Source organism: Euzebya rosea, from assembly GCF_003073135.1.
GTDB lineage: Bacteria > Actinomycetota > Nitriliruptoria > Euzebyales > Euzebyaceae > Euzebya > Euzebya rosea.
Genome location: NZ_PGDQ01000011.1, coordinates 1 through 12,367, shown reverse-complemented (window position 1 = coordinate 12,367; position 12,367 = coordinate 1). Strand labels below are relative to the sequence as shown.

Below are 12,367 nucleotides of genomic sequence, written 5' to 3'. Positions count from 1 at the left end.
TGAGCGGGACACCGACGCGCTAGCGTCAGCGCTGCCATGCACGAGATCCCCGGATACAGCCAGCTCGAGCCGATCGGTTCGGGTGGCACGGCCACGGTCTACCGGGCCACGCAGGAGAGCATCGGTCGCGAGGTGGCGATCAAGGTGCTGGCCGCGCCGGCGCTGGACGCCCGCACCGAGAAGCGGTTCACCCGGGAGTCCCAGGCGCTGGGGGCGCTCGGCTGGCACCCCAACATCGTGGTCCTCTTCGACGCCGGCCAGACGCCGAAGGGCATCCCCTACATCGCCATGGAGTACCTCGGCGGTGGGGCGCTGGGCGGCGACCAGCCCCTCTCCGCCCCCGAGGCGACCAGCGTCGGCATCCGGATCGCCGGTGCGCTGCACTGCGCCCACGAGGCCGGCGTGCTGCATCGGGACGTCAAGCCGGCCAACATCCTGCGCAGCGTCTTCGGTGAGGTGAAGCTGGCCGACTTCGGCATCTCCGGCCTGGTCGACGCCACCCACACCACGGGGGGAGGGATGACGCTGGCCCACGTCTCACCCGAGGTCGTCGAGGGGGGCACGGCGACGATCGCCTCCGACGTGTACTCCCTCGCATCGACCCTGTTCGAGCTGCTGGCCGGTCACGCCCCGTTCGTGGAGGGCGACGCTGCCGAGCAGCCGATCGCCATGCTGCTGCGCATCATCGATGCCCCGGCCCCGGACCTCCGGGCCCGAGGCGTGCCCGACCCGCTCGTCCGGGTGATCGAGCAGGGACTGGCCAAGGACCCGGCCCAGCGCCCCACGGCCGATGCGTTCGGCCGGATGCTCGTCGAGGTCGAGCACCAGATGGGCTGGTCGACCACGACCCTGCCCGTCGCGCCGACCCAGGCCGGCCCGGCGCCGCCGACCCACGAACGCCGGATGATCGACACGACCATCGAGTCCGGCCCCCCGCCACTGCCGCCGACCTGACCCGGGGTGCCTGGGCCTACAGGTCGTAGGTGGCGGCCAGCTCGGGGTCGCGGGAGCCCAGCTCACGGGCCAGCTCGAGGATGACGCGGCACTGCTTGACGCTGGCGTCGTCCTCCATCTTGCCGTCGAGCATGATCGCGCCGGTGCCGTCACCCATCGCCTCGACCACGCGCTTGGCGTGGGCGACGTCGGCGGGGTCGGGGGAGAACACCTTCTTGGCGATGTCGATCTGGACGGGGTGCAGCGACCAGGCGCCGACGCAGCCCAGCAGGTAGGCGTTGCGGAACTGGTCCTCGCACGCCTGGGTGTCCTTGATGTCGCCGAACGGGCCGTAGAACGGCAGGATCCCGTGGGTCACGCAGGCGTCCACCATCCGGGCGATCGTGTAGTGCCACAGGTCCTGCTGGAAGGTGGGGCGCGCGGCCTCGGGGTTGTCGGCGTCGGGGTCGGAGCGGACCAGGTACCCCGGGTGGCCACCACCGACGCGGGTGGTCTTCATCCGTCGGTTGGCCGCCAGGTCGGCCGGGCCCAGCGACAGGCCCTGCATGCGGGGCGACGCGCCGCAGATCGCCTCGACGTTGGCCACGCCGCGGGCGGTCTCCAGGATCGCGTGGACCTGCAGGGGGGTGTCCAGGCCGGCCTTCGCCTCCAGCTGGGCGAGCAGGCGGTCCACGTAGTGGATGTCCTCGGGGCCCTCGACCTTGGGCACCATGATGACGTCCAGGGCCTCCCCGGCCTCCAGCACCGCGGCGGTCAGGTCATCCAGGCACCACGGCGAGTCGAGGGAGTTGATGCGGGTCCAGAACTGCGTCTCGCCGAAGTCGTTGTCCCGGGCCACCCGGACCATCCCGGCGCGGGCCGCGTCCTTGTCGGTGGCGGGGACGCCGTCCTCGAGGTTGGCCAGCAGCACGTCGACGGTCGGGATGATGTCGGGGACCTTGGCCACCATCTTGTCCACCGAGGGCGGGAAGAAGTGGATCATCCGGGACGGACGGACGGGGATCTCGCGCAGCGGCTCGGGGGCGCCGACGGCGAGGGGGCGGAAGAAGTCCTTGGGTGGGCGCATGCCGATCACGCTAGGGCGGCGTCGCCGCCGGTGACAAACCGCGTCGGGGGGCGGATGGCACCGACGGCGACGCCAGTCAGCTCAGCTGCGGCCTGCTCGCGCGAGCGCGGTCCCGCCCAGACCCGCCCCGGCGAGGCCGACGACGAGTGCCGCCACGGCGAGGCCCGATCCGGTGCCGGCGGTGGTCGCCTCGTCAGTGGACTCGCCGGTGTCCTCGTCTGTGGTGTCCTCCGTCATGGCGTCCTCGGCTGCGGCGTCCTCGGTCGCGCTGTCCTCGGTCGCGCTGTCCTCGGTGGTGGCGTCCTCGGCTGCGTCGTCGTCGCTGGCGGAGTGGCCGTGGGCGTCGTCGGCGTCGGCGGCGACCAGCTCCACCATCGAGGCCGGCTTGTCCGCGCCCTCCCCTCCCGTCCATTCCACGACCTCACCGGAGTCGTAGGTCTGGATCGCGGCGAACCGCAGCGCGGTTGCCTCCTCGGGGTTGCGGGCGGAGAAGCGGAAGTCCTGGAACTGCCCCGGTTCGATCGCGCCGCCGGAGATGGTGATGACCGTCTCGCCGATCTCGATCTCCCAGCCGGGCACCGGCTCGTAGCTGTGGACGGTCAGCCCCTCGGGGATCTGGACCTCGATCGTGGTGGTGGAGGCGTCGTCGCGTTCGGTGGGCACGCGGACGGTGTAGACCCCGTAGCCGTTGGCGGTCGGGTTGTCGGTGCGGACCGTCACGTGCGCCAGCGCTGGACCGGTGAGGGACAGCAGCGCGACGACGGTCGCGAGGAGGAGCAGCACGAGGCGGCGGGACGTGGTGGAGCTGGCAGCGGTCATCGGTCGTTTCCTGGATCGGGTGGGGACCGTCGGGAAACGACTGGACCCCTCGTGGACTGTGTCGCCGAGGGGTCGATCGGTTGGCCGGGAGAGTTCCCGGCCGAGGTCATTGCGTGTCGAGCTCCATGGAGACGGAGTTCATGCAGTACCGCAGGCCGTTCGGTCCGGGGCCGTCGGGGAAGACGTGGCCGAGGTGGCCGCCACATCGGGCACAGACGGCCTCGGTGCGGACCATCCCCAGCGACCGGTCGGTGTGTTCCTCGACCGCGTCGGGGCTGATCGGTTCGGTGAAGGACGGCCAGCCGCTGCCGGAGTCGTACTTGGTGTCGGAGCGGAACAGCTCGGCCCCGCACCCGGCGCAGCGGTACACGCCCGGGTCCTTGGTGTCCCAGTAGGCGCCGGTGAAGGCACGTTCGGTGCCGGCACGGCGGAGGACCTGGTACTGCTCCGGGGTCAGCCGGCGACGCCACTCCTCGTCGGTGAGCTCGACGCGCTGGTCCGCGCCACCCGGCTCGGTGCTCGTCGGATCGACATCGGTCATGGGATGCTCCTCGTTGGTGGACGAGTGTGGGAGACCACACGGTACGAGCGTGGCCGTCTGCCACCATGACGAAACGATGACACGACTCGACTTCGAGGAGGAGAGGAGGAACGGACGGTGGGGGAGGCGACGGACGAGGACAGCCAGCCGCCCGAGGACTTCGGTGCGGCCGTGCGACAGGTCGTGGCCAGCCTGCGTCCCGGGGAGTGCGCCAGCTACGGCGAGGTCGCCGAGGAAGCGGGTCGTCCGGGGGCCGCTCGGGGTGTCGGCCGGGTGCTGCGTGAGTCCGACGGGTTGCCGTGGTGGCGGGTCATCCGCGCCGACGGGACGCTGGCCAAGGGGGACGACCAGGCTCGTCGGTTGGCCGCGGAGGGTGTCGCTATAGTCAACGGACGAGTTCGACCGGCGGGTCGCTGACGCGGCATCCCTCCCCCCGCCCGATCGGGTCGAACGGGTGTGCGCGATGGACTCCCTGGCGTTGTTCGACGATGACATGCAGGTCGCCGAGGCGGCCGTGCCGGTGCGCCCGGTCACCGACACCGTGATCCCGCGCCGCACCCCCATCGCCCGCAAGCCCGCCGAGGTGCCGCTCGGCCCGACGGTGCTCGCCGTCGACGGCAACTCCCTGGCCCACCGCGGCTACCACGCCTACGCCGGGCGACGCGACGACGGGGACCTGGTGGGGGCTGGCCTGTACGGCTTCCTCGCCCTGCTCGCGGCGGTGGTCGACATCGTCCGTCCCGCCTCGACCGTCATCGGCTTCGACTGCCGCAAGCGATCGGTCCGCAAGGAGGCGTGGCCGGCATACAAGGGGCAGCGGCCCGACAAGCCCGACGCGCTGGACGCGCTGCTGGACGAGATCCCGATGGCCCTGGACGCGCTCGGTGCCTGCGTGGTGACCCACGAGGGATACGAGGCCGACGACGTCTGCGGGTCGGTCGCCGCCACCGCCGAGGACGCCAACCGTCGCTGCGTCGTCGCGACGTCGGACCGCGACGCGTTCTCGCTGGTCAGCGACGCCACCTCGGTGCTCCGGATCCGCTCGGGCATGCACCGTGCCCAGCGCATGGACACTACGCGCTACCGCCGGGAGCTCGGTATCGCGCCCGGGCAGTACACCGAGTTCGCAGCGCTTCGCGGGGACACCAGCGACAACCTCCCGGGCATCAACGGCATCGGCCCGAAGCGGGCCAAGGACCTGCTGAACCGGTTCGAGACCGTCGAGGAGGCCGTCGCCGACCCGATGGGGTGCCGCAGCGTCCTCGGCCCCGAGGTGGGACAGGTCCTCATCGACGACCTCGCCTCGGAGGAGTCGGTGTTCAAGCGCAACATCGACCTGATGACGATCCACCGCCATCTCGGGGTCGACCTCGACGCCGGTGTCGCCGCCACGCCGACGACCACGATCGAGTCCTACCTGCGCGGCCGCCGCCTCGGCGGGCTCGTCGAACGCATGGTGCTGTGCTTCGGCACCGTCCACACCGGAGACGCCCCGCCGCCGCTGGACGACGCCGACGCGCCGCCGCTGCCGTTCTGAGGCTCCCGCGTCGGCCCGGTTGTCCACGAGCGTCGTCGATTGCCGCCACGCGTGTTCGTCGACATCGGTACAACCGTTTCGGTAGCCGACGACCGACGAGGAGCTGAGGATCGATGACGTTCAGCGGGTGGCCCGAATCGCTGGTGACGTTCTACTCCGAGCTGGAGGTGAACAACACCAAGGCGTTCTGGGAGGCCAACAGGCACGTGTACGACGAGGAGGTGCGTGCCCCGATGGAGGCCCTCCTCGCCGAGCTGGAGGACGAGTTCGGGACGGCGAAGATCTTCCGACCCCACCGCGACGTCCGCTTCAGCAAGGACAAGACCCCCTACAAGACCCAGGTCGCGGCAGCCTTCCACACCGCTGATGGCGGCGGCTTCTACGTCAGGGCGTCTGCGGACGGGTTGGGCGCTGGCGGCGGGTACTACCAGCTCGCCAGGGACCAGCTCGAGCGCCTGCGCCACGCCGCGGCGGACGAGGCGACGGGGGAGGAGCTTGCCGAGCTCATCCGCGCGACGGCAGGCAGGACGGGCGTCGAGGTCCACAGCGAGATGCTCAGGACGGCGCCGCGGGGATGGGACCGTGACCATCCCCGGATCGACCTGCTGCGTCGCAAGAACCTCACGTGGATGCGCGAGGCCGAACCCGGCCCCACCGTCCACACCCGCCGGGCGGTGCGGTTCGTCCGCGACACCTTCAGGCACGGCGCGCCGCTGCTGGCGTGGCTGGACCGCCACGTCGGTGCGTCGACCGAACCTCGGCGCCGCTGACCGTCGCGTCGGGAGGCCGGACGTCGCCTGCCGTTCCGGGCCCGGTGCGCCGGGCTCTAGGATCGGGGTTCCCGACTGCAGTCAGGAGCCACACCGATGGAGCCCTCCGAGGCCCGCGCGGATCCCTCGAACAGGGTTCGTGACCGGTCGCGAGTGCTGCTGGTCGAGGACAGCCTGACCGACGCGGCCATCGCCCACGGGATGCTCCCGGAGGACCGCTTCGAGGTCGAGATCGCCACCAGCCTCGCCGAGGCGATGGAGCTGCTGGAGTGGTCGCTGGACTTCGACGTCGGGATGATCGACCTGAAGCTTCCCGACGCAAGGGCGCTGGACGCCCCTCGCAGGCTGCTCGCCCACCCCAACGTGCCGCCGCTGGTCGTGGTGTCGGGCAGCATCGACGACCTGCTGGTGCGCGAGTCCCTGCGGCTCGGGGTGGACGACGTGCTGGACAAGGCGCACGTCACGACCCCCCAGGTGCTCGCTCGCGTCCTGTCCCATGCCGTCGACCGGGCGGCGTTCCGGACCGCGCTGGAGGCCCAGAACCGCGCGATCCTCGGCGGCAACACCCAGCTGCGCAAGATGGTGGAGCAGATCGCCCACGACCTGCGCAACCCGATGGTTGCGATGCGCGGCTACGCCAAGGCGCTGAACCGCGACGAGATCGACGAGGAGGTCCGCCAGCGCCTCCGGCAGGAGCTGGCCGCGGTGGCCGAGCGGTCGCTGATGGCCCTCGACGCGATGCTGATCGACATCGCCGACACCAGCGGACGCACCCGGATCAACGTCACCGAGATGGTCGCCTGGGCCCACGACATGCTCCACGAGGAGTTCGTCGAGTCCGGTGCATCGATCCTGCTGGAGGACCTGCCCGACGTCTGGGGTGAGCCGTCGTCGTTGCGGCAGGTCGTGCTCAACATCCTCCACAACGCCATCCGGCACTGCACCCCGGGCACACAGCCGCGGATCCGCGTTCGTGCCGAGCTCGTGGCGGAGGGCGAGCGAATCGTCTTCTCCGACAACGGTCCCGGCGTGCCCCGCGCGCAGCTCGAGCGGATCTTCGGCCTGGGTGATCGGCCGCCCGCCATGCCGGGTCACGCGGCGCTCGGGCTGGCGTCGGTCAGGGGTGTGATGACCCGCCACAACGGCACCGCCATCGCCCGGAACAACGAGGGGGGTGGCCTGGACATCGTCCTGACCTTCCCCCGTCGCCGCCCCGGTGAGGTCGATGTGGGGGACCGCGGCCGCTGACCGGTCCCATCGGTGACCACCGCACCCGAGGAGCCCGCGACCCGGGTATAGGGTGACGGCCTCCGTTCGGGCCGAAAGGGTTGTGCATGTACGACTACGTGATCGTCGGCGCAGGGTCGGCTGGCTGTGTCCTGGCCGGTCGCCTCAGCGAGGACGAGGGCGCGAGGGTGCTGCTGCTGGAGGCCGGCGGGCCCGACACCAACGCCAACCTGCACATCCCCGCGGCGTTCCCCAGCCTCTACCGCTCGCGCTGGGACTGGAACTTCGACACCGAACCGCAGAAGCACGTGCTGGATCGGCGCGTCTACTGGCCGCGCGGCAAGGTCCTCGGCGGGTCCTCCTCGATCAACGCCATGATCTACATCCGCGGTCACCGCGGCGACTACGACCGCTGGCGCGACCACTGGGGGTGCAAGGGCTGGGGCTACGACGACGTCCTGCCGTACTTCGTGCGAAGCGAGGACAACGCCTCCAAGCACGACCGGTTCCACGGCACCGGGGGGCCGCTGCACGTCAGCGACCAGGTGTCCCCACGTCCCATGACGCCTGCGTTCCTGCAGGCCGCCGCCGACGCGGGCCTGCCGATGAACGACGACTTCAACGGCGCGGAGCAGGAGGGGATCGGCATATACCAGCTGACCCAGCACCGCGGCCGACGGTGGAGCGCCGCCGACGCGTTCCTGGCACCGGCGAGGGACCGTCCGAACCTGGAGGTGTGGACCGAGTCGCCGGTGAACCGGGTGACGTTCGACGGGACCCGTGCCACGGGCGTGGAGGTGCGGCGACGTGGCCGGGTGGAGCACGTCGGGGCCCGCGAGGTCATCCTCGCCAGCGGCGCCATCGGGTCGCCGCAGCTGCTGATGCTGTCCGGTGTCGGGCCGGCCCACCACTTGGTCGACGTCGGCGTCCCGGTCGTCGCCGACCATCCGGGGGTCGGGCAGAACCTGCAGGACCACGTGATGGCCGGCCCGATCTTCGGCGCCCCGGGCGGCAGCCTCTTCGGGGCCGACGCGCCCCACCACCTGGCCAACTTCCTGCTGCGCGGCAAGGGGCCGCTGACCAGCAACGTCGCCGAGGCGGGCGGGTTCATCCGCACCGACCCGTCGTTGTCGATGCCCGACATCCAGCTGCACTTCGCCCCCGCGATCTTCGCCGACGAGGGGCTCCGCGAACCCGACGGGCACGGGCTGACCTGCTCCTCGGGGCTGCTGCGGCCACGGTCGGTCGGCCACATCCAGCTGAAGGGGACGGACCCTCGCTGGTCGCCGATCATCGAGCCGAACTACCTCGACGATCCCAGCGACTTCGAGGCGCTGATGGCCGGCTGGCACATCATCCACGACGTGCTGACCCAGCCGGCGCTCAACCCGTTCCGCGCCAACCGGATCGTCCCGCCGCCGAGCGCGACCAGCGAGGACGAGATCCGCCAGGCCACCCTGCAGCAGCTGCAGACGATCTACCACCCCGTCGGCACCTGCGCGATGGGCACCCACGAGGACGCCGTCGTCGATCCCGACCAGCTGCGCGTCAACGGGCTCGACGGCCTGCGCGTCGTCGACGCCAGCGTCATGCCCGACCTGATCGGCGGCAACACCAACGCGCCGACCATCATGATCGCCGAGAAGGCCGTGGACGCCATCCGCGGAGCCGCCTGAACCGAACAGCACGCAGCACCCCACCATCACAGGAACCGTCCATGACGCTCGCTGCCCGTGTCCTCCTCGTCGGATCGTTGCTGCTGGGAGGCCTCGTGGCCGTCCCGGCGGCGGCACAGGAACCCGCGGCGGAGGTGGACGTGGTCAACGTCGACTACGAACCGGCAGACGTCACCATCGAGCTGGGTGAGGTGGTCCGCTGGACGTTCGTGGAGGGCACCCACACCGTCACCGCCGACGACGAGCGCTTCGACTCCGGGACGCAGACGTCGAACACCACCTACGACGTGACGTTCAACGCCGTCGGCACGTTCGAGTACTACTGCGCGATCCACTCCTCGCCCGACGGCGATCGCCAGAACGGAACCGTCACCGTCGTGGAGCAGGGGGAGGGGCCCGGGGACCCGGAACCGACCGAACCGCCGAGCAGCGAACCGCCCATCGACGGACCGCTGGACGGCACCGACCCGATCGCCACGTCGCTGGCGTGGAGCGCGCGACTGCCCGACGGCGGCGCGACCACGGCCTTCGTGGGGACCGCGGGCGGCTTCGCGGACTCCCTCGCCTCGGGCACCGGGCAGGGCCTGCTGGATGCGCCGCTGCTGCTGACGCCTCGTGACACCCTCGACCCTCGGGTCGCCGACGAGCTGCGACGCCTGGGCACGACCCGGGTGATCGTCCTTGGCCTGGAGGCGGCCATCGGCGCCGAGGTCGAGCAGGCCCTTGCCGATGTCGTTGACACCGTCGACCGGGTCGGGGGGCCGAGCCGGCTGGAGACCGCCCGCGCGGTCGCCGACCTGCTGCTCGGGGACACCATCCCCGAGGTGCTGCTGGCCCGCGCGTTCGGCGAGGGGTCGGCGGCCTTCGCCGACTCCCTCGGGGCCGGCGCCCTCGGGGCCGTCCAGGGGACCCCGGTGCTGCTGGTCGGCGACACCGTCGACGACGGGCTGCGCACGTGGCTCGCCGACCACGGGGTCCAGCGGATCACGATCGTCGGCGGCACGGCAGCCGTCCCCGCCGCAGTGGAGGAGGACCTGTCCTCGGCCCACACCGTCGTCCGGGCGGCGGGGCCGACCCGTACCGCCACGGCCGCGTCGTTCATCGGGGCGTTCCCCGACGCTGCTGGCGTCGTGGTCGTCGAGGGATTCGGTGACACGGCATGGGCCAGCGGGTTCGCGGCGGCGCTGCACGCGCACGGCGGGCTGGTGCTGGCCGACGGTGGCCGTCCAGCCCTGCCCGGGGACACCGTCGAGGTCCTGTTCCGCCGCGGGCCGGTGGTCTGCGGTCCGACCCTCGCGGCCGACCTGTGCGGCCAGGCCGTGGCCGCGCACGGGCGCCAGGACCTGCAGAACCCCCTGATGGCGGTCATGGACGTCGGACAGGAGGTCGCGACCGACCCCGCCACCCCGGCAGCCTCGGGGGTTGCCAGGATGTGGCGTTCCGACGCCGGCGAGGACGCGCTGTGCGTCGATGCGGAGGTGTGGGACCTGTCCGGCCCGATCGTGGCCGCCCACGTCCACGTCGCCCCGCCGGGTGAGCCCGGCCCGGTCGCCGTGCCGGTGCACCTCGAGCCGGTCGCCGGCCAGGACGGTCGCGTGGTCGGCTGCTCGAGGGGTGGGGCCGAGCAGGCACAGGCCGTCGCCGCGCTGGTCGCCGACCCCGCCGCCCACTACCTCAACGTGCACACCGACCTGAACCCGGCCGGGGAGATCCGTGGCCAGGTGTTCCTCCCCGGCACCTCGCGCGTCGCGGCGTTGTCCGGGGCCAACGAGGTCCCGGGCCCCGGGCACCCCGACGCGACGGGTGCCTTCACCCTCCACGACACCGGGGTGGCCGACGAGCTGTGCTGGTCGATCTCCTGGGAGGGGCTCGACTCGCCGGTCACCGGCGCACACATCCACGCCGGGACCTCGACGGAATCGGGTGGAGTCGTGCATGCGCTGAATCTGGGACCCGGCAGCCGATCGGCTGGGTGTGACCGAGAGGTCGACCCATCGGTGCGCACGGCGATCCTCGCCGACCCGGGCGGTCATTACGTCAACGTCCACACCGAGGACTTCCCCGACGGCGCGATCCGCGGGCAGCTCACCTGATGCCACGCGGGCGGCTGGCGCTGCTGCTCGGCCCGGGCCTCCTCGTCGGCGGGGCCATCGGCAACGTCGTCGGTGTGGTCGGTGCACGGCGCACGGCCCGACGGTTGCGGTTGCCCCACGAGCTGGACGGGCTCGTCCCCCCGCCCGGCCCGGCGGTCGACACCACCCCGCTGCGCCTGCTGACCCTCGGTGACAGCGCCATGGCGGGCGACGGCATCCAGGATCCCGACCTGACCCTGCCCCGGCAGGTGGCGTCCCGGCTGGCCGAGGCGACGGGCCGCCCCGTGCACGTCGAGCAGCGGGCCGTCAGCGGCCACACGACCGTCGACGTGGCCGGCCAGCTGGTCCCCGCACCCCAGCCGGCCCCCGACGTGGTGGTGGTCTCCGCCGGGGTCAACGACGGCCTCAAGCGGCGGCCGCTGCGGACCATCCGTCGGGACACCGTGGCCATGGTCCACACCATCCGGGACGTCGCCCCCGACGCCCGCATCGTCCTCGTCGGCGCCCCGGACCTGCGGCATGCCCCCGCGCTGCCGCAACCGTTGCGTCGGCTGGTCGGGTTCCTGACCGGCCGGGTCGGGCGGGCGCAGGCCAGCTGGCTCGCCACACACGGCGTGGACGTGGTCGAGATCGGCACCCCAGCGAGCGACTTCGGCCCCGACGGCTTCCATCCCGGACCGACCGCCACACCCATGATCGCCGGGTGGATCGTGGACCGGCTCGCCTGAGGGTGGGCCGTCGGCGGTATCGTGCCCGCCGTGGCGTACCCCAAGAAGCTCCTGAACGACAACGAGTCCGTGGTGCTGGACCTGAACCCGCACTGGCGGATCTTCCTCGGGCCCTTCGCCCTCCTGGTGATCGCGCTGGCCCTTGTCGTCGTGGTCGTGGTGGTCGTGGATCAGGTCGACACCGTCTACGAGATCGCCTCGGCGGTCCCGCTGGCCTTCGGGCTCGCGTGGTTCGTGTGGCGCTGGATCGTGTGGCGCAGCACTCACTTCGTGCTGACCACCGACCGGGTGATCTACCGGTCCGGCGTCGTCTCCAAGCACGGCCAGAACATCCCGCTGGAACGCATCACCAACGTGGCGTTCAGCCAGACCGTCCTCGAACGGCTGCTCCGGGTCGGTGACCTCAGGATCGAGTCGGCGGGCGAGACCGGCAGCCAGACGTTCTCCGACGTCCTGAACCCCTCGATCGTGGAGAACCGCATCTACTCCGAGATCGAGAAGTCCAAGGAGCGTGACGACATGCGTGCCGCGCGTGCGGGCGTCTCGGTGGCCGACGAGCTGACGAAGTTCGAGCGGCTGCGCGCCCAGGGCACCATCTCCGAGGAGGAGTTCCAGGCCCAGAAGGCACGGCTCCTCGGCCAGTAGCGACCCGAACCGGCCGGCCGGGACCGGGGCGGGCGACTCAGGCGGCGGGTCGGGCCCATCAGTCCCAGCGGGGCCGCGTGTGCGTTGGACGCCCCGCGCGGGTGGGGATGGGGCACGGGGTAGGCGGTCGTGTGCCATGACAGGCCTCGGCGGGTGGGGGTCGGCCACGCCGCGAGGGGGTGGGTGCGTTGGACGCCCCCTCGGGACGGGGATCGCACACGCCGTCGGGTGGGGGTCGGCCACGCCGCCAGGGGGTGGGTGCGTTGGACGCCTCGTGCAGGTGGGGATCGCACACGCCGTCGGGTGGGGGT

At 71.8% G+C, this 12,367-nt stretch carries 12 protein-coding genes; 9 read left to right on the top strand and 3 right to left on the bottom strand.

The features are described from left to right. The first annotated feature begins 36 nt into the window (after positions 1–36). Positions 37–954, top strand: coding sequence for a serine/threonine-protein kinase (locus CUC05_RS15240; protein ID WP_108666987.1), 918 nt, complete (start codon positions 37–39; stop codon positions 952–954). A 16-nt stretch (positions 955–970) separates the two neighbouring features. Here the strand turns inward: CUC05_RS15240 and CUC05_RS15235 are convergent, their stop codons facing one another. The 3 genes from CUC05_RS15235 to msrB all read right to left on the bottom strand — a co-directional run bounded on the left by CUC05_RS15235 (position 971) and on the right by msrB (position 3,380). After that, positions 971–2,020 carry an HpcH/HpaI aldolase/citrate lyase family protein gene (locus CUC05_RS15235; RefSeq protein WP_108667131.1) on the bottom strand — a complete coding sequence of 350 codons (1,050 nt, stop codon included), beginning with the start codon at positions 2,018–2,020 and terminating at the stop codon, positions 971–973. A gap of 81 nt (positions 2,021–2,101) precedes the next feature. Further along, positions 2,102–2,839: a YcnI family copper-binding membrane protein gene (locus CUC05_RS15230; RefSeq protein WP_108666986.1), complete on the bottom strand. Its 738-nt coding sequence runs from the start codon at positions 2,837–2,839 to the stop codon at positions 2,102–2,104. A gap of 106 nt (positions 2,840–2,945) precedes the next feature. Next, positions 2,946–3,380, bottom strand: a complete 435-nt coding sequence (msrB, locus tag CUC05_RS15225) for a peptide-methionine (R)-S-oxide reductase MsrB (protein WP_108666985.1) — start codon at positions 3,378–3,380, stop codon at positions 2,946–2,948. Positions 3,381–3,497: 117 nt separating this feature from the next. On the opposite strand from msrB, the gene CUC05_RS15220 reads away from it, so the two are divergent. The 8 genes from CUC05_RS15220 to CUC05_RS15185 all read left to right on the top strand — a co-directional run bounded on the left by CUC05_RS15220 (position 3,498) and on the right by CUC05_RS15185 (position 12,056). Then, entirely contained in the window at positions 3,498–3,797 is a 300-nt protein-coding gene (locus tag CUC05_RS15220) for an MGMT family protein (protein ID WP_108666984.1), read from the top strand. A gap of 46 nt (positions 3,798–3,843) precedes the next feature. Continuing rightward, positions 3,844–4,917 carry a 5'-3' exonuclease gene (locus tag CUC05_RS15215; RefSeq protein ID WP_108666983.1) on the top strand — a complete coding sequence of 358 codons (1,074 nt, stop codon included), beginning with the start codon at positions 3,844–3,846 and terminating at the stop codon, positions 4,915–4,917. 113 nt (positions 4,918–5,030) lie between these two features. Continuing rightward, positions 5,031–5,687 (top strand): DUF2461 domain-containing protein, encoded by a 657-nt coding sequence (locus tag CUC05_RS15210; protein ID WP_108666982.1) that lies wholly within the window; start codon positions 5,031–5,033, stop codon positions 5,685–5,687. Positions 5,688–5,783: 96 nt separating this feature from the next. Beyond that, positions 5,784–6,935 (top strand): hybrid sensor histidine kinase/response regulator, encoded by a 1,152-nt coding sequence (locus CUC05_RS15205; RefSeq protein ID WP_108666981.1) that lies wholly within the window; start codon positions 5,784–5,786, stop codon positions 6,933–6,935. An 86-nt stretch (positions 6,936–7,021) separates the two neighbouring features. Beyond that, positions 7,022–8,590, top strand: coding sequence for a GMC family oxidoreductase (locus tag CUC05_RS15200; protein ID WP_108666980.1), 1,569 nt, complete (start codon positions 7,022–7,024; stop codon positions 8,588–8,590). Positions 8,591–8,631: 41 nt separating this feature from the next. Beyond that, on the top strand, positions 8,632–10,683 hold the full coding sequence (locus tag CUC05_RS15195; protein WP_108666979.1) for a CHRD domain-containing protein: 2,052 nt from the start codon (positions 8,632–8,634) through the stop codon (positions 10,681–10,683). Then, positions 10,683–11,411 carry an SGNH/GDSL hydrolase family protein gene (locus CUC05_RS15190; protein WP_108666978.1) on the top strand — a complete coding sequence of 243 codons (729 nt, stop codon included), beginning with the start codon at positions 10,683–10,685 and terminating at the stop codon, positions 11,409–11,411. Before CUC05_RS15195 ends, CUC05_RS15190 begins: the two co-directional genes overlap by 1 nt. A gap of 30 nt (positions 11,412–11,441) precedes the next feature. After that, positions 11,442–12,056, top strand: a complete 615-nt coding sequence (locus CUC05_RS15185; RefSeq protein WP_157965613.1) for a PH domain-containing protein — start codon at positions 11,442–11,444, stop codon at positions 12,054–12,056. Positions 12,057–12,367: the final 311 nt, after the last annotated feature.